The sequence below is a fragment of the Bradyrhizobium sp. ORS 111 genome (genome assembly GCF_045571485.1).
In the GTDB taxonomy this organism is placed as follows: Bacteria; Pseudomonadota; Alphaproteobacteria; order Rhizobiales; family Xanthobacteraceae; genus Bradyrhizobium.
This window is the reverse complement of record NZ_CP120701.1, coordinates 7,650,350-7,669,032: the sequence shown is the minus strand read 5'-3', so window position 1 is coordinate 7,669,032 and position 18,683 is coordinate 7,650,350. Positions and strand designations below refer to the sequence as shown.

The 18,683-nt window shown below is 64.5% G+C and carries 17 protein-coding genes; 14 read left to right on the top strand and 3 right to left on the bottom strand.

The features are described from left to right. The gene (locus P6U30_RS35460) at nt 1-783 is read left to right on the top strand and encodes an IclR family transcriptional regulator C-terminal domain-containing protein (RefSeq protein WP_407167298.1); all 783 of its coding nucleotides are present in this window, start codon (nt 1-3) and stop codon (nt 781-783) included. A 153-nt stretch (nt 784-936) separates the two neighbouring features. Here P6U30_RS35460 and P6U30_RS35455 read toward each other — a convergent pair whose 3' ends face one another. Beyond that, complete coding sequence (locus P6U30_RS35455) at nt 937-1,845, bottom strand: helix-turn-helix transcriptional regulator (RefSeq protein WP_407167297.1); 909 nt, start codon at nt 1,843-1,845, stop codon at nt 937-939. 145 nt (nt 1,846-1,990) lie between these two features. On the opposite strand from P6U30_RS35455, the gene P6U30_RS35450 reads away from it, so the two are divergent. The 4 genes from P6U30_RS35450 to boxB all read left to right on the top strand — a co-directional run bounded on the left by P6U30_RS35450 (nt 1,991) and on the right by boxB (nt 8,264). Then, on the top strand, nt 1,991-3,529 hold the full coding sequence (locus tag P6U30_RS35450; RefSeq protein WP_407167296.1) for a benzoate-CoA ligase family protein: 1,539 nt from the start codon (nt 1,991-1,993) through the stop codon (nt 3,527-3,529). Between the two features lie 317 nt (nt 3,530-3,846). After that, a complete protein-coding gene (locus tag P6U30_RS35445; protein ID WP_407167295.1) occupies nt 3,847-4,650 on the top strand; it encodes an alpha/beta fold hydrolase in 804 nt (267 codons plus the stop codon). Between the two features lie 315 nt (nt 4,651-4,965). Then, nucleotides 4,966-6,654 carry a 2,3-epoxybenzoyl-CoA dihydrolase gene (boxC, locus tag P6U30_RS35440; protein ID WP_407167294.1) on the top strand — a complete coding sequence of 563 codons (1,689 nt, stop codon included), beginning with the start codon at nt 4,966-4,968 and terminating at the stop codon, nt 6,652-6,654. Nucleotides 6,655-6,812: 158 nt separating this feature from the next. Further along, the gene (boxB, locus tag P6U30_RS35435; protein WP_407167293.1) at nt 6,813-8,264 is read left to right on the top strand and encodes a benzoyl-CoA 2,3-epoxidase subunit BoxB; all 1,452 of its coding nucleotides are present in this window, start codon (nt 6,813-6,815) and stop codon (nt 8,262-8,264) included. Between the two features lie 238 nt (nt 8,265-8,502). Here boxB and P6U30_RS35430 read toward each other — a convergent pair whose 3' ends face one another. Together P6U30_RS35430 and P6U30_RS35425 are read right to left on the bottom strand one after the other, a co-directional pair. Further along, complete coding sequence (locus tag P6U30_RS35430; protein ID WP_407167292.1) at nt 8,503-9,303, bottom strand: SDR family NAD(P)-dependent oxidoreductase; 801 nt, start codon at nt 9,301-9,303, stop codon at nt 8,503-8,505. Between the two features lie 249 nt (nt 9,304-9,552). Next, complete coding sequence (locus P6U30_RS35425; protein WP_407167291.1) at nt 9,553-10,611, bottom strand: polysaccharide deacetylase family protein; 1,059 nt, start codon at nt 10,609-10,611, stop codon at nt 9,553-9,555. A gap of 168 nt (nt 10,612-10,779) precedes the next feature. Here P6U30_RS35425 and P6U30_RS35420 point away from each other — a divergent pair, with 168 nt between their 5' ends. The 9 genes from P6U30_RS35420 to pstS all read left to right on the top strand — a co-directional run bounded on the left by P6U30_RS35420 (nt 10,780) and on the right by pstS (nt 18,671). Next, nucleotides 10,780-12,174: an OmpA family protein gene (locus P6U30_RS35420; protein WP_407167290.1), complete on the top strand. Its 1,395-nt coding sequence runs from the start codon at nt 10,780-10,782 to the stop codon at nt 12,172-12,174. A gap of 2 nt (nt 12,175-12,176) precedes the next feature. Continuing rightward, the gene (locus P6U30_RS35415; protein WP_407167289.1) at nt 12,177-12,473 is read left to right on the top strand and encodes a hypothetical protein; all 297 of its coding nucleotides are present in this window, start codon (nt 12,177-12,179) and stop codon (nt 12,471-12,473) included. A gap of 106 nt (nt 12,474-12,579) precedes the next feature. Continuing rightward, the gene (locus P6U30_RS35410; RefSeq protein ID WP_407167288.1) at nt 12,580-13,170 is read left to right on the top strand and encodes a TetR family transcriptional regulator C-terminal domain-containing protein; all 591 of its coding nucleotides are present in this window, start codon (nt 12,580-12,582) and stop codon (nt 13,168-13,170) included. Next, complete coding sequence (locus P6U30_RS35405; protein ID WP_407167287.1) at nt 13,167-14,075, top strand: haloalkane dehalogenase; 909 nt, start codon at nt 13,167-13,169, stop codon at nt 14,073-14,075. Before P6U30_RS35410 ends, P6U30_RS35405 begins: the two co-directional genes overlap by 4 nt. A gap of 19 nt (nt 14,076-14,094) precedes the next feature. Further along, nucleotides 14,095-14,322, top strand: coding sequence for a SelT/SelW/SelH family protein (locus tag P6U30_RS35400; protein WP_407167286.1), 228 nt, complete (start codon nt 14,095-14,097; stop codon nt 14,320-14,322). 2 nt (nt 14,323-14,324) lie between these two features. Continuing rightward, entirely contained in the window at nt 14,325-14,786 is a 462-nt protein-coding gene (locus P6U30_RS35395; RefSeq protein ID WP_407167285.1) for a GNAT family N-acetyltransferase, read from the top strand. Between the two features lie 295 nt (nt 14,787-15,081). Next, nucleotides 15,082-16,137, top strand: a complete 1,056-nt coding sequence (locus P6U30_RS35390) for a lysylphosphatidylglycerol synthase domain-containing protein (RefSeq protein WP_407149089.1) — start codon at nt 15,082-15,084, stop codon at nt 16,135-16,137. 85 nt (nt 16,138-16,222) lie between these two features. Beyond that, the gene (locus P6U30_RS35385) at nt 16,223-17,521 is read left to right on the top strand and encodes an ATP-binding protein (RefSeq protein WP_407167284.1); all 1,299 of its coding nucleotides are present in this window, start codon (nt 16,223-16,225) and stop codon (nt 17,519-17,521) included. 139 nt (nt 17,522-17,660) lie between these two features. Then, nucleotides 17,661-18,671, top strand: coding sequence for a phosphate ABC transporter substrate-binding protein PstS (pstS, locus tag P6U30_RS35380; protein ID WP_407149087.1), 1,011 nt, complete (start codon nt 17,661-17,663; stop codon nt 18,669-18,671). Nucleotides 18,672-18,683 lie beyond the last annotated feature (12 nt).

The following is an 18,683-nucleotide window of genomic DNA, read 5'->3' as shown; positions in this document are numbered from 1 at the left end:
ATGCCCAAGCTGAAGCGGACCGATGAGGAGCGCGCGACCGACTTCGTCGAAAGCCTCGACCGCGGCCTGCGCCTGTTGCAGGTGTTCGGCACCGTTACGGGGCCGGCGACGCTGAGTGATCTCGCACGCGCCGCCGATCTGCCGCGCGCCACCGCACGGCGCATCCTGTTCACGCTTGCGCATGGCGGGTTCGTTGCGACCGACGGCAAGCTGTTCACGCTGACCCCGCATGTGCTGACGCTGGCAGGCTCGTTCCTGCAATCCAACCAGGTGGTGACGGTGCTGCAGCCGGTGCTCGATCGGATCGCGAGCGCGGCGCAGGAGATCGCTTCGCTCGCGCTGCTCGACGGCGACGACGTCGTGTTCGTGGCGCGATCGAGCCCGACGCGGGTGTTCTCCGCCGGCCTCGACATCGGCTACCGGCTGCCGGCGTTCTGCACCTCGGTCGGGCGCGCGATGCTCGGCCGGCTCGCCGATGGCGAGCTCGCGACACGGCTGAGGGCGATGCGCCGCGAATCCGTGACGCCGCAGACCGTGACCGATCCGAAGCGGCTGCTCGCCACCATCATCGCCGATCGCGCGCAAGGCTATTCGCTGGTCGACCGTGAGGCCGAGCCGCACTTCCGCTCGATCTCGGTGCCGGTGCGCCGCTATGACGGCACAATCGTCGCCGCCATCAACATGGGCGCGCATGTCGACCGCGTGCCGAGGCAGGAGTTGATCGATCGCTTCCTGCCGCTGCTGCGAGAAGGCGCTGACGATGTGAAGAGCCGGCTGCTGTAGGTCAAATGAGTTGGAAATCCCTCATGGTGAGGAGCGCGAAGCGCGTCTCGAACCATGGGGCCCGGCTAGTGGCCTCGTCCTTCGAGACGCTTGCTGCGCAAGCTCCTCAGGATGAGGGGATGAACCGGTTGTGACGCGGTAGTGGCGGTGCGCCTACAGCGCTACGCTGCGCAGGCCGAACGAGCGCGCCTCGTTCTGCAGCACCGGCCGCACCGAATCGATCAGCCGCGCCGCGGCGGCGTCGACTGACAGGCCGGCGGTGTCGACCACCGCGGAGGCGCGGGCGTAAAGCGGCTCGCGGCTGACCAGGATGTTGCGGAGCTCCGCCATCGCGGAGCGGTCGTCGGCCATCGGGCGCAAATCGCCCTGGCGGCGGACGCGGGCCATGTGCTCCTCCGGCTCGGCCTTGAGCCAGATCGTGTAGAACGACGACAGGATCAGGTCGAAGGTCAGCGGCTCGGAGACGATGCCGCCGCCGGTCGCAAGCACCATCAATTCCTTGCGCGCCAGAAGCTGGGTCAGCGCCGCCTGCTCCATGCGGCGAAAGCCTTCCTGGCCGTAGAGCGCGATGATCTCGGCGACCGACAGGCCGTTCTGCGCCTCGATCTCCTTGTTGAGCTCGACGAAGCTCCAGCCGATCTTCTTGGCCAGCATCCTGCCGAGCGTGGTCTTGCCGGCGCCGCGCAGGCCGATCAGCGCAATGCCGGAGAACGAGGCGCGCCGCGGCGCCGAGGCGCTGCCGCCGGCGAGGATGTCCTTGGCCTGCGCGATCTGGTTCGCCGAAGCCTTCCGCAGGAGGTCGCGGATCACAGCCCAGTCGGGTGCGGGCTCGCCGGAGGGGATGAGGTCTTCGAGATGCGCGCCCATCGCGCCTGCGACACGCCGCAGCAGCACGATCGAAACATTGCCTTTGCCGCTCTCGAGCTGGGCGATGTAGCGTTCGGAAATGCCCGAGACCTTGGCGAGCACCTTGCGCGACATGCCGCGCAGGGCGCGCATCGTGCGTACGCGCTGGCCGAGCTGTTCGAGGAAGCCGGTTTCCGGATCGTTATCCTGGGTCATGATCCCTATGGACGCGCGCGGGTGTTCCGGAAACATAGTGCCGATGAGCATTGACAGCAAGCCGATGTAGTGGCTTTGTATGAATTATAATTCTTAAATTCACAGGAGAGGGAAGCGTGGCGCGTCTGGGTCCGAGGAGCGGGGCATGACTTACAACGCGGTGACCTGGCTGCTCGATCGCAATGTCGACGAAGGCCGCGGCGACAAGGTCGTCTTCGACGACACCGTGTCGAAGCTCACCTATGGCGAGCTGCAGCAACAGACGCGCCGGCTCGGCAACGTGCTGCGCCGGCTCGGCGTCCGGCGCGAAGAGCGGGTTGCGATGATCATGCTGGATACGGTCGATTTCCCGATCGTGTTCCTGGGCGCGATCCGCGCCGGCGTGGTGCCGGTGCCGCTGAACACGCTGCTGACGCCAGAGCAGTATGCCTACATCCTCGGCGATTGCCGCGCGCGCGTGCTGTTCGTCTCCGAAGCGCTGTTGCCGGTCGTGAAGGATGTTATCGCTCGGATGCCGGATCTCGAACATGTCGTGGTCTCGGGCCAGCAGGCGCACGGTTACAAGAAGCTCTCCGACGAACTCGCGCGCGAGGGCGACGTGTTCGCGACCGCGCCGACGCATGCCGACGAACCGGCATTCTGGCTCTATTCATCAGGCTCGACCGGCATGCCGAAGGGCGTGCGCCATCTGCATTCCAACCTCGCTGCTACCGCGGAGACCTATGCCAAGCAGGTGCTCGGCATTTGCGAGGATGATGTCGGGCTCTCTGCGGCCAAGCTGTTCTTTGCCTATGGCCTCGGCAATGCGTTGACTTTCCCGATGTCGGTTGGCGCCAGCACGGTATTGAATTCGGAGCGCCCGACGCCGGCGGTAATGTTCGCGCTGATGAACAAATATCACCCCAGCATCTTCTTCGGCGTGCCGACCCTGTTCGCCGCGATGCTGAACGACGAGGCGACGAAGGCGCAAGCCGCGGGCGATCGCCTGCGCATCTGCACCTCCGCGGGCGAGGCGTTGCCGGAATCGGTCGGCAATGCCTGGAAGTCGCGCTTCGGCGTCGACATCCTCGACGGCGTCGGCTCGACCGAACTGTTGCACATCTTCCTGTCGAATGCGCCCGGCGACATCAAATACGGCACCTCGGGCCGACCGGTGCCCGGCTACAAGGTGCGGCTGGTCAACGAGCTGGGTGCCGAGGTGGCCGACGGCGAGGTCGGCGAGCTCCTGGTCGATGCGCCCTCGGCCGGCGAAAGCTACTGGAACCAGCGCAGCAAGAGCCGCTCCACCTTCGAGGGCGCGTGGACCCGCACCGGCGACAAATACGTCCGCGACGCCGACGGCCGTTACACCTTCTGCGGCCGTGCCGACGACATGTTCAAGGTCTCCGGCATCTGGGTGTCGCCGTTCGAGGTCGAGAGCGCGCTGATCACCCATCCCTCGGTGCTCGAAGCCGCCGTCGTGCCGGAAGCCGATCCGGAGGGACTGTTGAAGCCGAAGGCGTTCGTGGTGCTGCGCCCCGGCAGCTCGACCGAGGGGCTGCACGAGGCGCTCAAGGAGCACGTCAAGCAGAAGATCGGGCCGTGGAAATATCCGCGCTGGATCGATGTCGTGGATTCGCTTCCGAAGACTGCAACGGGCAAGATCCAGCGGTTCAAGTTGCGGGACGAAGGCACGAAGCGCTGAGACGTCCGTTGAGAACCCGCATGCAAGAGAACTCCTGTGACGAGAGCTTCAGTGAGGTGAGCACCCTGCGCGGGCTCCCTCCCCCCTTGCGGGGGAGGGTTGGGGAGAGGGGTGAGCCCCGGCTGCGACGCCAGAGATTCTACGCCGTCACATCAACGAACCTCGCAAGGCCGTCGCAGAGCGGAGCTTTGTTGTCGCTCTCGGTCACACAGCGGAGCAAGCGGCACCCCTCTCCCTGCCCCTCCCCCGCAAGGGGGGAGGGAATGAGAGAGCGGTCGTTGCGTCGCTTGCGAAGTTGAGAGAATGGAGCTTCGCACATGCTTTCCCCCTCCGGCTTCCTCGCCATAGATGGCGCCGATCTCGAATACCGCATGATCGGTCCGTCACCGGATGCGGCGCCCACCATCGTGATGCTGCATGAAGGGCTCGGCTCGGTCGGGCTGTGGGGCGACTTCCCGGAGAAGCTGCAGGCTGCGACCGGTGCCGGTGTGCTCGTCTATTCGCGTGCGGGCTATGGTGCGTCGAGCCCGGTCGAGCTGCCGCGCCCGGTTGAGTACATGCATATCGAGGCGCTGGAGGTGCTGCCGAAGCTGCTCGATCAGATCGGCTTCCGTCGCGGCCTGTTGGTCGGCCATTCCGACGGCGCGTCGATCGCGGCGATCTATGCCGGCTCGCGCCAGGATCATCGCCTGCAGGGGATCGCGCTGATTGCGCCGCATTTTATCGTCGAGGACATTTCGGTGAAATCGATTGCCGAGATCAAGACGGCGTATGAGACCAGCAACCTGAAGGAGAAGCTCGCGCGCTGGCACAAGGATGTCGACAACGCGTTCTATGGTTGGAACGGCGCCTGGCTCGACCCGAACTTCCGCGACTGGGATATCTCCGATTATCTCGCCTATATCCGCGTGCCGGTGCTGATCGTGCAGGGCGTCGACGATCAATACGGCACGATGCGCCAGGTCGAGATCGCGCGCGAGGAATGCTACTGCCCGGTCGACGTCGCGGTCATCGACGGCGCCGGCCACTCGCCGCATCGCGAGGCGCCTGCGGTGACGCTGGAGGTGGTCACGGAATTCGCCAGGGCGGCGCTGCGCGACGACCGGACGTTGGCCGCGTGAGAGGACGTGCACGGCGCTCCGTCCCCGTCATTGCGAGGAGCTCGCGACAAAATTGCAAAGCAATTTTGCGCTGAAGCGACGAAGCAATCCATCGCTCTGCATAGGCGGGACGATGGATTGCTTCGCTTCGCTCGCAATGACGGGGATGGAGCAGCGTGCGCGTCACCGTCTAGGTCATTGGATGAGCTGGCGATTCCCCGAACATGAAACAAAATGCATGTTTTTGTATTTTGAACTAGACCAGCTCGAAAACATGCATTATTGTGCATGTATCGAACCGACAAGGTCAAACAAACAACGTTGAAGGGTGGCCCAATGGCTGGCGACGATCGCGTCCTCGCAGGCGGGGCGAAATACATCGACTTCCAGACCGAGCCGTCGCGCTACCGGCACTGGAAGCTGGACGTTGCGGGCGACGTTGCGACGCTCACCATGGACGTCGACGAGAACGCCGGTCTGTTCGAGGGCTACCAGCTCAAGCTGAATTCCTACGATCTCGGCGTCGATATCGAACTGGCTGATGCCGTGCAGCGGCTGCGCTTCGAGCACCCCGAGGTGAAAGTCGTGGTGATGCGCTCGGGCAAGAACCGCGTGTTCTGCGCCGGCGCCAACATCCGCATGCTGGCGGGCTCGACCCACGCCCACAAAGTCAACTTCTGCAAGTTCACCAATGAGACCCGCAACGGCCTGGAGGATTCCAGCGAGAATTCGGGCCAGAGCTTCATCACCGTCGTGAACGGCACCGCCGCCGGCGGCGGCTATGAGCTGGCGCTCGCGACCGACCACATCATGATGGCCGATGACGGCGCGGCGGCGGTGGCGCTGCCCGAGGTGCCGCTGCTCGCAGTGCTGCCGGGCACCGGCGGGCTCACCCGCGTGGTCGACAAGCGCAAGGTGCGCCGCGACCATGCCGATTTCTTCTGCACCATCGAGGAAGGCATCAAGGGCAAGCGCGCGGTCGCCTGGCGGCTGGTTGACGAGATCGCGCCGAACTCCAAGCTCGAAGGCAAGCTCACCGAGCGCGTCAAGGAATTCGCCGCGAAGTCGAAGCGCAACGGCGCCGGCCCGGGCATCGCGCTGACGCCGCTGAAGCGGACCATAGACGACAGCGCGATCCGCTACGGCTTCGTCAGCGTCGATATCGACCGCGCGGCGCGCATCGCCACGATCTCGATCAAGGCGCCGGAAGCCGCGCCGCCGGAAGGCATCGACGGCATGATCGCGCAGGGCGCCTCGTTCTGGCCGTTGCAGGTCGCCCGCGAGCTCGACGATGCGGTCCTGCATCTGCGCCTCAACGAACTCGGGATCGCGATGCTGGTGTTCAAGAGCCACGGCGACGCCGCCAACGTCGTCGCCTATGACGGGTTCCTCGAGGCCAACAAGGCGCACTGGCTGGTCAACGAGATCAGGCATTACTGGAAGCGCGTGCTCAAGCGCATCGACGTCACCTCGCGCACGCTGGTGACGCTGGTCGAGCCCGGCTCCTGCTTCGTCGGCACGCTGGCCGAGCTCGTGTTCGCCGCCGATCGCTCCTATATGCTGATCGGCCAGAAGCAGGGCGACAATCGCGCCCCGCCGACCATCGAGCTGACCGCGATGAATTTCGGGCCGTATCCGATGAGCCACGGCCTGACCCGGCTGCAATCCCGCTTCCAGGCCGATCCGTCCGATTTGGAGCGCGCGCAGGCGTCGATCGGCAAGGCGCTCGATGCGGAGCAGGCCGAGGAGCTCGGCCTCGTCACCTTCGCGCTCGACGACATCGATTGGGACGATGAGGTGCGCGTATTCTTCGAGGAGCGCACCTCGTTCTCGCCCGACGGTCTCACCGGCATGGAAGCCAATCTGCGCTTCGTTGGGCCCGAGACCATGGAATCGAAGATCTTCTCGCGCCTCACGGCGTGGCAGAACTGGATTTTCCAGCGGCCCAACGCGGTCGGCGAGGAGGGCGCGCTGCGCCGCTACGGCACCGGCCAGAAGGCGCAGTTCGACATGACGAGGGTTTAGGAAATTTCGCCGTCATCCTGAGGTGCGAGCGTTAGCGAGCCTCGAAGGATGAATATGACCAAGCCAGCATCCTTCGAGACGCGGCGAAGACGCCGCTCCTCAGGATGACGGTTGAGCAAGACGCGATACACGTCGAAACGATATCCAGGAGCACGGCCATGAACGTGAACATCATGAACGTCGACTACTCGACCAAGATTCCGAACAACGTGAATCTCGCCGAGGACCGCCAGGTGCTCAAGGCGTTGGAGGGCTGGCACCCCGGCTACATGGACTGGTGGAGCGACATGGGCCCGGACGGCTTCCAGGAATCGCTGGTCTATCTGCGCACCGCCTATTCGGTCGATCCGCGCGGCTGGGCCAAGTTCGATTACGTGCGGATGCCGGAATATCGCTGGGGCATTCTGCTTGCCCCACAGGAGGAAAATCGCGTCATTCCGTTCGGCGAGAACTACGGCAAGCCGGCCTGGCAGGAGGTGCCCGGCGAGCATCGCGCGCTGCTCCGCCGCCTCATCGTGATCCAGGGCGACACCGAGCCGGCCTCGGTCGAGCAGCAGCGCCACCTCGGCAAGACCGCGCCGTCGCTCTACGACATGCGCAATTTGTTCCAGGTCAATGTCGAGGAAGGCCGCCATCTCTGGGCGATGGTCTACCTGCTGCAGAAGTATTTCGGCCGCGATGGCCGCGAGGAAGCGGATGATTTGTTGCGCCGCCGCTCCGGTGACGCGGATTCACCGCGCATGCTCGGCGCGTTCAACGAGGCGACGCCGGACTGGCTGTCGTTCTTCATGTTCACCTACTTCACCGACCGCGACGGCAAGATGCAGCTACACTCGCTGGCGCAGTCGGGCTTCGATCCGCTGTCGCGCACCTGCCGCTTCATGTTGACCGAGGAAGCCCACCACATGTTCGTCGGCGAGACCGGCATCACCCGCGTCGTGCAGCGTACCTGCGATGCGATGCGGGAAGCCGGCATCACCGATCCGACCGACATCGCCAAGGTCCGCGCGCTCGGCGTGATCGACCTGCCGACGATCCAGAAGAAGCTGAACCTGCACTATTCGCTGTCGCTCGACCTGTTCGGTTCGGAGGTGTCGACCAACGCCGCCAACGCCTTCAATGCCGGCATCAAGGGCCGCTACAAGGAAACCACGATCGACGACGATCATCAGCTCAAGAACTCGACCTATCCGGTCATGAAGCTGGTCGACGGCCAGATCAAGATGGTCGACGAGCCGGCGCTCACCGCGCTCAACATGCGCCTGCGCGACGACTACACGCAGGATTGCGTCAAGGGCATGCTGCGCTGGAATAAGGTGATCTCGACCGCGGGCTATGACTACAAGCTCACGGTGCCGAACACCGCCTTCCACCGCCAGATCGGCGAGTTCAAGGACGTTCATGCAACGCCCGACGGCCTTTTGATCGACGATGCCACCTGGGCCAAGCGCAAGGGCGAGTGGCTGCCGTCGAGCGAGGACGGTGAGTTCATCGCTTCGCTGATGAAGCCCGTGACCGAACCCGGCCAGTTCGCCTCATGGATCTCGCCGCCGAAGGTCGGCATCGACAACAAGCCCGGCGATTTCGAATATGTGAGGATCGAGAGCTGATCGCTTGAGCGCTCTTTCTCCTCCCGGAGAGAGCAGGAGAGGGGTGAGCCGAGAGGTCCCTGGCTCGCCCCTTTTCTTTGTCGAGCGCAGTGCGCTGACGGCCGCGACGACGTGCTCGCCGGCATAGAGAGCGCCACGTCACGGTCTACAGCGCAGCAGGAATCGAAAATCCCGCAGCGTACTGGATGCCCCGGTCAAGCCGGGGCATGACAGTGAGATTGTGGTCGGTCGCTGGGTGCTACCCTGCGATCTCGGCGCCGGCATTGGCGTAGACCACGCCGCCGTCGACCGCGATGGTGGCTCCGACGACATAGTCGCCGGCGCGCGAGGCGAGGTAGATCGCAACCCCCGCCATATCCTCGTCGGTGCCGACCCGCTGCGCCGGCACGCGCTTGGCGACATCGTCCGCATGGTCGCGCGCGGCCCGGTTCATGTCGGACTTGAACGCGCCCGGTGCGATCGCGGTGACGTTGACATGGTCCTTGATCAGCCTGGTCGCCATACGCCGCGTCAGGTGGATGACCGCTGCTTTGCTCGCTGCATATGAATAGGTCTCCATCGGATTGACGAAGATGCCATCGATCGAGGCGATGTTGATCACCTTGGCGGGCTGCGCTGCGCTGGCCGCGGCGCGCAACGGCTTCGCCAGCGCCTTGGTCAGAAAGAACAGCGACTTGACGTTGAGGTTCATCACCTTGTCCCAGCCGCTCTCGGGAAATTCGTCGAAATCCGCGCCCCATGCCGCGCCGGCGTTGTTGACGAGGATGTCGAGCTTCGGCTCCAGCTTGATGATCTCGCCGGCGAGCTTCTCGCAGCCCTCGACCGTCGAGATATCGATCGGCAGCGCGATGCATTCGCCGTCATAGGCAGCCGACAGCTCCTTGGCGGTGGCTTCGCACGGCCCGGCCTTGCGCGCGGTGATGTAGACCCTGGCCGCGCCCTGCGCGAGGAAGCCGGCTGCGATCATCTTGCCGATGCCGCGCGATCCGCCGGTCACCAATGCGACACGGCCTTTCAGTGAGAACAGATCTTTGAACATGCGTTCCTCCGTTGAATTATCGGAGGTTCTGGGCGCAGGCGGCGATCGAGTCAAGGAAGAGGAGGCGCGACTGGGAGCATGGCTTGCCACCTCCCCTTGAAAAGGGGAGGTCGCTTTGCGCGCAGAGCAAAGCGGGTGGGGATCTGCTTTCTGCAGACACTGTCGTCTGTGGCCGACCCCCATCCCGACCTTCCCCCTTTCAGGGGGAAGGAGAAAACTGAAAATCCGAGGCGGTACCCGATGCGCGCATCATGCCGCATCGATGCGGCGGAAGCCGTTCCACATCGCGGTGGCGGCGCCGGAGGTCAGGACTGGCAACAGGCGCGCCTCCTGGTAGTTGCCGTTCAGCGAGACCCGTTGCAAGGCGGTCAGATGATCGGCGCTTTCGGCGAACAGCATGCCGGGCCGCGTCGTTACCGCTGTCCTGAAGCCGATCGTCTTGGCGAGCGCGAATTCGCGTTGTCCGGCAGCCGTGCGGTCGCCGTAGGGATAGGCGAGATGCAGCGCCGGCCGCTGCAAGGCGTCCTCGATCCGCGCGCGGCTGGTTGTGAGCTCGAATGAGGCGATCGTCTCGCTTTGCTTGGCGAGATTGCAATGGCTGACGGTGTGCACGCCGATCGTGACCAGCGGGTCGCCGGCAAATTGGCGCAACTCATCCCAGGACAGGCAGAGCTCGCGTGCGATGGTGGTGTCGTCGATGCCGTGACGGATGCAGAGCGCGGAGACCTCGCGCTGCACGTCGCATTCGCTTGGCAGCGCGCGCAGCCAGTCGTGGATGCGATCGAACGCTGCGCGCTTGGCTTGCGCGGTGGAGGTGTCGAGCCGCGTCGTGCTGCCGCCGATCGGTACCTCGATGGCTGAGGCCGCCGATATCACCCGCTCCAGCGCAATCCACCACAGCCGGCCGGAGCCGTCGGCGAAATCGCTGGTGACGTAGACGGTCAGCGGCGCCTCGAACTCGCGCATCACAGGCAAGGCGAAATCGCGGTTGTCGCGATAGCCATCGTCGAAGGTGAAGCAGGCGAAGCGCCGGGTGAAATTCCGTTCGATCAGGCGATGGTGAGCCTCGTCGAGGCTGATGATGTCGATGTCGAGCGCGCGCAGGTGCGCAAGCGTTGCGCGCAGGAAGTCCGGCTCGACCTCGAGATGGCGATTCGGCTGGAACGCGTCATCGCGCCGCGGACGGACATGGTGCAGCATGAAGATGGCGCCGACGCCGGCGAAGACCGGCCGCAGCAGGATGTGCGCGCCCGAAAAGCACAGTGCCTCCAGCCCGGCGCGGATCACGGTATTACGAAGCTGCTTCATGAGGGCACGGGCGGGCCGATTTGCATTCCGCCGCAAACTTAGCGAAAGACCACTGAAGAAACTGTTAGCCTGATCGGAACAAGGCGGCTCTGCCGGGGACGCGATTTGGGGTTTGACAGTCAGCCAAGGGTTTGTTTTCTCTCTGATTCTCGAGCCGCAGGACCCTGAATGCACGGACTTTTCAAGTGGAGTAGCAAATGGTGGCCGGGGGTGATTCCGCTGGTCGTCTTTTGGGGTATTGCAGGGTGGACCAGCACGGCAACGGTCGAAGCCGATCTTGCCGCGCGTACTAATGCCGCACTCAAGGATACCGTCCTCGACAAGCGCCGCATCAGCGTCGATGGCCGCGACGTGACCTTTGCGGCCAATGCGTTCTCCGAAGATGGCCGACTCAGCGCGGTGGCGTCGGTCGAAGCGGTGCCGGGTGTGCGGCTGGTGAACGACGAAACCCGTCTTGTTGCCGAAGCCAAGCCGTATGTCTGGTCCGCCGAGCGCGATGTCGGCCGCGTGACTCTCGGCGGCAATGCGCCGCTGCCGTCGAGCAAGGGCAAGCTGGTGGAGGCCGCGAAGGCTCATCTCGGCGGCGTCGAGGTGGCGGATCAGATGGCGCTCGCGCGCGGCGCGCCGTCGCGGTTCGACGCCGCAGCACTGCTGCTGCTCGACCAGATCGGCAAGCTGAAGGACGGCAAGATTACGCTGACCGACACCAAGGTCAGTCTTGCCGGCATGGCGCGCGAACTCGGCGGGCGCGAGGCGATCGCGGGAGCGCTGAAGAATCTTCCGGAGGGCTATTCGATCGCCGCCAACGACATCCAGGCCCCGCCTTATGTGTTCCAGGCCTACAAGGATCCGGTCGCGCTGACATTGACGCTGACCGGCTACGTCCCTGATAACGCCACGCACGCGGCGCTGGTCGCCGCCGCCAGCCGCAAATTCTTCAGCGAGAAGGTCGTCGACAATCTCAAGGCCAGCGTTGGTGCGCCGGCTAGCTTTGCCGCGGCCGTGGTGCCAGCGCTCGGCGCGCTGTCGCGGCTGTCGACGGGAACGCTGGTAGTGTCCGACCGCGAGGTGAAGCTGTCAGGCGATGCGCTCTATGATGCCGCCGCCGGCCAGATCCGCAGCGGCTTGGGCAAGGAGTTTCCACAAGGTTGGCAGTACAAGGCCGAGGTCACGGTCAAGCCGCCATCGGCGCCGGTCGACGCTTCGGTGTGCCAGCAATTGTTCGCCGACCTCCTGGTGAAGGGGCGGATCCGCTTCGAGTCGGGCAAGGCCGATATCGTGCCCGATTCCGTTGGCCTGCTCGATCGTCTGATCGAAACTGCGATGCGTTGTCCGACGACCAATATCGAGATCGCCGGTCATACCGACAGCGACGGCGATGAAGCCGCCAACCAGGCGCTGTCGGAAAAGCGCGCGCAGGCAGTGGTGGATTATCTTGTCCGTGCCGGATTGCCGGCCAACCGTTTCACGGCGGTCGGTTTCGGCAGCACGCAGCCCGTGGCAGGCAACGACACCGAAGACGGCAAGGCGCAGAACCGGCGCATCGATTTCGTGGTGAAGTAGCGATGATAGCGGTGGCAACATTCTTCTGGGGCTGGCTGCTGGCGGCGCTGCTGCTCGGCTTCGGCATGGGCTGGATCGCCGTAGTGCATCGGGCGCGGGGCGTCTCGAAGGCCTGGATCGGCTGGTTGTCCGTGCTTGCCGTCGCGCTGGTTGCCGCCTCGTTCACGCATGTCGTGCCCGGCCGCTTCGGCTACTGGCTCGATCTCTTCCTGGTCATGTTCGCGCTCTACCTTTGCGGCTGCGCCGTGGGTTCGTGGCTGCGCGACTGGGTGGTTTCGCGCAGCAAGCCCGCAAGCTGACCTCCAACCGCTTGATCCGTCACGCCTAAGCGGCGCCGCCATGGGCGCGCGAGCCGCGGTCATTTTGGCGCTTGACAATCAATACGTACGTACGTATTATTGGATTATGCCAAAACCCTCTCTCCGCGATGCCATTCTCGACGCCGGCCTGAAGGCGATGTTCCGCACCGGCTATCACGGCACCAGCGTGCGCGACGTCACCGCCGCCGCCGGCGCGCCGCAGGGCTCGTTCACCAACCATTTCCGCTCGAAGGAGCTGTTCGCCTCCGAAGTGCTTGATCGCTACTTCCTCTATGTGCGCGGCCTGGTGGCGGAAGCGCTGGGGGACACCACGCTGACCGCGCGCGAACGGCTCAGGCGCTATCTCGATCTCATCACCGGCAAGCTTGCCCATGACGGCTTCACCCGCGGCTGCCTGATCGGCGATTTCAGTCTGGAGGCATCCGGCTCCAGCGAGATGCTGCGCGAGCAGCTCGACGCGATCTTCCGGGAATGGCGTGAGCCGTTTGCTGCCTGCATCTCCGAGGCGCAGGCCAAGGGCGAGATCGCGTCCGACTTCGATCCCGGTGAACTCGCCGATTTCCTGCTGGCATCCTGGCAGGGCGCAATGCTGCGCATGAAAGTCGAACGCAGCGCGGCCGCACTCAACCGTTTCAAGACGATCGCATTCCAAACCGTGTTCAAGGAGCTGCCATGATCTTCGCTACCGATATCAGCCTGCATCACCGGCCCATCCGCGGATCCACGATGGCCTATCGCGAAACCGGACGCGGCGACGCGCCGCACGTGCTGTTCCTGCACGGCAATCCGACGTCGTCCTACATCTGGCGCAACATCATGCCGCTGGTCGCGCCGGTCGGCCATTGCATCGCGCCCGACCTGATCGGCTACGGCCAGTCCGGCAAGCCCGACATCGCCTACCGCTTCTTTGATCACGCGGACTATCTCGATGCGCTGATCGACGATCTCGGCATCGGCTCGGCCTATCTCGTCGCCCAGGACTGGGGCACCGCGCTGGCGTTTCACCTCGCGGCGCGGCGTCCGGATTTCGTCCGCGGGCTCGCCTTCATGGAGTTCATCCGCCCGATGCGGAATTGGTCAGACTTCCATCAGCATGACGCCGCTCGCGACATGTTCCGCAAATTCCGCACGCCTGGCGAGGGCGAGGCGCTGATCCTCGACCACAATGTTTTCGTCGAGCGCGTGTTGCCGGGCTCGATCCTGCGCAAGCTCAGCGAGGAGGAGATGGCCGCCTACCGCGCGCCGTTTGCGACCCGCGAGAGCCGCAAGCCGACATTGATGCTGCCGCGCGAATTGCCGATTGCAGGCGAGCCGGCCGATGTCGACCAGGCGCTCACCGCAGCACATGCCGCGCTCGCGGCCTCGACCTATCCGAAGCTGCTGTTCGCGGGATCTCCCGGGGCGCTGGTGTCACCGGCCTTCGCTGCGGATTTCGCCGCAACCCTCAAGCATTGCGCGGTCATTCAACTCGGCGCCGGCGCCCACTATCTGCAGGAAGATCATCCGGAGGCGATCGGTCGCTCGGTCGCCGGCTGGATCGCCGGGATCGAAGCCGCCAACGCACAACGCCTCGCAGCATGAAATGATGGGAGAGCATGCCATGACCGAGATCTCGATCACCTATTGCCGTCCCTGCGGTTACGAGAAGCGCGCCAAAGAGGCTGCCGCCCTGTTGCATGAGCGCCTCGGGCTCGATGCCGAACTGGTGCCCGGCAAGGGCGGCATCTTCGAGGTCAAGCTTGATGGCAAGGTGGTCGCCAAGCGCGTCAAGGGGCATTTCCCCGATGCCGCGGAGATCGTCACCGCGGTGGCGGCGGCGCGGGCATGACGATGAGCGGACCTGCTTCTTCTCTGCTCTCATGGAGCGACGATCTGTCCGCGGTCGATTGGGACGAGCTGTCGGCGCTCTACCGGGTGGCGCCGCTCGGCGACAAGGGCGCGGCCGACCTGAGGCTCGTGTTCGGCAACAGCATGTTTCGCGCCTTCGCCTTCGATGACGGCCGGCTGGTCGGCGCCGGCCGCGTGCTCGCCGATGGCCGCGATTGCGCGTATCTCTGCGACATCGCGGTGCATCCAACCCATCAGGGCCGCGGGCTCGGCAAGGACATCGTGCAACGCCTGGTCAATCTGTCAGCCGGGCACCGCAAGATCATTCTCTATTCCGTTCCAGGCAGAGAGCCGTTCTATGCGGCCTTCGGCTTTCGTCGCATGACCACGGCGATGGCGATCTTTGAGAATCCGGCCAGGGCGTTCGCCGCCGGCTATCTATCCGACGACGGGCCGCAATCCTGAGACGGCGCGTCGCTGCGTCGCGCCCGCTGCCCGTAGTTTTCCGGGATGCCGCGCGGGCGGCTTGGCGGGCTATCTGACGCACCCGTGCGTCAAGGCCTTGTCCGTGCGGGGGGAAACGCTCAAATTTGTCGATGCGCCGTCACGAGGCGTCCCTAATATCTTGAAGAAACGCGTTTTATTGTCGTTTGACGAATTCCACTCGCGCTCAAAACGCGCTACAGGGTTCGGGGAACAGCGGAGCGTCGGCGGGGTTCGCCCGGGAGCCGCCGTCGCGGGATCGCAATTCGAGGTCTAGATGCTGGAAGCAATACGCAGGGCGATGGCGTTTCTGCGCCAGAAGCAGATCCTGCATAAGCTGGGTGTTGTCATCAGCATCGCCGTTATCGGCATCGCCTGCTACGTTCTCTATCATATGCTGCGCGGCATCGACACCCACGAGGTGGTCGAGGCCATCAAGAGCACCGAGCAGCGTCAGATCGTGCTGGCAGCGCTATTCGTCGCAGCAGGCTACTTCACGTTGACTTTCTACGACCTGTTCGCGGTGCGCGCGATCGGCCATTCCCATGTCCCGTATCGCATCAATGCGCTCGCGGCGTTCACCTCCTATTCGATCGGCCACAATGTCGGCGCCAGCGTCTTCACCGGCGGCGCGGTGCGCTATCGCATCTACTCAGCCTGGGGCTTGAACGCGATCGACGTCGCCAAGATCTGCTTCCTCGCCGGCCTCACCTTCTGGCTCGGCAACGCCGCGGTGCTCGGCCTCGGCATCGCCTATCACCCGGAGGCCGCCGCCAATATCGATCAGTTGCCGCCCTGGCTCAATCGTACCCTCGCATTCGCGATCATCATCGCGCTGGTCGCCTATGTGGTCTGGGTCTGGACCCAGCCGCGGGTGGTCGGCCGCGGGCCATGGACCGTGACCTTGCCGGGCGGGCCGCTGACCCTGCTGCAGGTCGCGATCGGCATCCTCGATCTCGGCTTCTGCGCGCTTGCCATGTATGTGCTGGTGCCGGACGAGCCGAACCTGGGGTTCGTCGTGGTCGCCGTCATCTTCGTGTCGGCGACCTTGCTCGGCTTCGCCAGCCATTCCCCCGGCGGCCTCGGCGTCTTCGATGCCGCCATGCTGGTCGGCCTCTGGCAGATGGACCGCGAGGACCTGCTGGGCGGGATGCTGCTGTTCCGGCTCCTCTACTATATTGTCCCGTTTGTCATATCTGTAATCTTGCTGACGTTTCGCGAGGTTATTGTCGGCGCCCGACTCAAACAGCTGCCGCAGGCTGATTCGGGGCCCCGCGTCGAGCCGCACCACGAAGCGGTTTTCGTCCGCAAGCGCGGTGATTCCGGCGTCTGATTGAAGCGGCCAGATCGGTCCTCGCGCGACGTCCGTTTGACCTCGCCCAGGCGAGATCTGAACCGAAGGGAAGAAAGCCGCCGCGATGGCAATCGATGATTCACCCTCCTCCATGTTCTCGCCGTGGCCGGACCGGTTGCGTCATGCTGCAATCATCCTGCTGGCGGCAGCCCTTGCGCTGAGCGTGGTCGTGGCGCTCGGCGAGCTGTCGCCGGTGCGCGCCGCCGCGGTGTTCATCTGCATCGCCGCCGCGGCCCTGGTGCCGTGGCGGCTGCACGATGCGGCGACGTCGCGCGAGGATGCCCGCAGCGTCAACCCGGTCGAGGCCGCCGCCGTCAGTGCCGTTGTCGCCGGCATGCCGGATCCGGCCGTGCTGTTGGATCGCGCCGGCCGCGTCATCCACCTCAACGCGGCCGCCGCCCAGCTCGCGCCGGCGCTGCGCAAGAACGAGCTGGCGCAATTCGCCTTGCGCTCGCCCGAGATCATCACCGCGCTGCGCGAGGCGATCGCCACCACCGAACCGCGCCGCGCCACCTACACCGACCATGTGCCGGTCGATCGCTGGATGGAATTGGTCATCACGCCGGTTCCGGTGCCGACCCTGTTCGGCGGCACCGACAAGTGCATGCTGATGACCTTCCACGACCAGACGCCGCTGCGCCGGGTCGAGGAGATGCGCGCCGACTTCGTCGCCAATGCGAGCCATGAGCTGCGCACGCCGCTCGCCGCGCTGTCCGGCTTCATCGACACGTTGCAGGGGCCGGCGCGGGACGATGCCCGGGCCCGCGAGCGCTTTCTCGGCATCATGCATATCCAAGCCACCCGCATGGCGCGGCTGATCGACGATCTATTGTCGCTGTCCCGGGTCGAGCTCTCGGCGCATGTCCAGCCGGAAGCCCTGATCGACATCATGCCGATCATCCGCCAGGTGGTTGATGGGCTGGAGGCGCTGGCGCGGGAGCGCCAGGTCGAGATCGAGCTCAACCTGCCACAGGCGCCGGTCACGATTGCCGGCGACCGGGAGGAGCTGCTGCGGCTGTTCGAGAACCTGATCGAGAACGCGCTCAAATACGGTGCCTCCGGTGGCCGCGTGATCGTGTCGCTGAGCCAGCCGGCGCCAGGCGAGGCGAACCCCGAAATCCGCGTCATGGTGCGGGATTTCGGTCCGGGCATCGCGCCGGAGCATCTGCCGCGGCTGACCGAGCGCTTCTATCGGGTAGACGTCGGCGACAGCCGCAACCAGGGTGGAACCGGCCTCGGATTATCGCTGGTGAAACATATTCTTAACCGTCATCGCGGGCGTCTTTTGATCGAAAGCGTACCGAAGAGCGGCGCGACCTTTACCGCCTGTTTTCCGCGCCCGAAGACCCCGGTACCGGTATAAAGCTGAGCGTTTTCAATCGCTTAATACTGTCATCCAACTGTCATCCAACCTTCGTAAAAGCAGCACCGACCGCTCCTAGATGGACCGGCGTGAGCGCGATCGGGCGCATTCGGCGCTTCGCTCAGCAAGGGAGACCAGCATGAATTTCATCAAGACAATCGTCGCTGCCGGCTTGGTCGCCGCGTCGACGTCGGCCTTTGCTGCCGATATTACCGGCGCGGGCGCGACATTTCCGTTCCCGATCTATTCGAAATGGGCCGACGCTTACAAGAAGGAGACCGGCAACGGTCTGAACTATCAGTCGATCGGCTCGGGCGGCGGCATCAAGCAGATCCAGGCGAAGACCGTCACCTTCGGCGCCAGCGACATGCCGCTCAAGGTCGAGCAGCTTGAGAAGGACGGCCTCGTCCAGTGGCCGATGGTCATGGGTGCGATCGTTCCGGTCGTGAACCTCGACGGCGTCAAGCCCGGCGAGATGGTGTTCGACGGCGAGACACTCGCCAACATCTATCTCGGCAAGATCACCAAGTGGGACGATCCGGCGATCAAGAAGCTCAATCCGAAGGTCAACCTGCCCTCGGCCGCGATCACCGTGGTCCGCCGCTCGGACGGTTCGGGCACCACCTTCAACTTCACCAACTATCTCTCGAAGGTCAGTGCTGATTGGAAGAGCAAGGTCGGCGAGGGCACCGCGGTCGAATGGCCGACCGGCGTCGGCGCCAAGGGCAACGAGGGCGTGTCCGGCAACATCAGCCAGACCAAGAACTCGATCGGCTACGTCGAGTACGCCTACGCCAAGCAGAACAAGCTGACCTACACCGGCCTGGTCAACAAGGGCGGCAAGACGGTGCAGCCGACGGTCGACGCCTTCCAGGCCGCCGCTTCCAACGCCGACTGGTCGCATACGCCGGGCTACTACGTGATCCTGACCGACCAGCCCGGCGACAAGTCCTGGCCGATCACGGCGGCGACCTTCATCCTGATGCACAAGGAAGCAACCGATAAGGCGGCTTCCCAGGAAGCGCTCAAGTTCTTCCGCTGGGCGTTTAAGAACGGCGACAAGATGGCCGAGGAGCTCGACTACATCCCGATGCCGGGCAATGTCGTCCAGCAGATCGAGAAGACCTGGACCTCCGAGATCAAGAGCTAACTCCGACGTTTC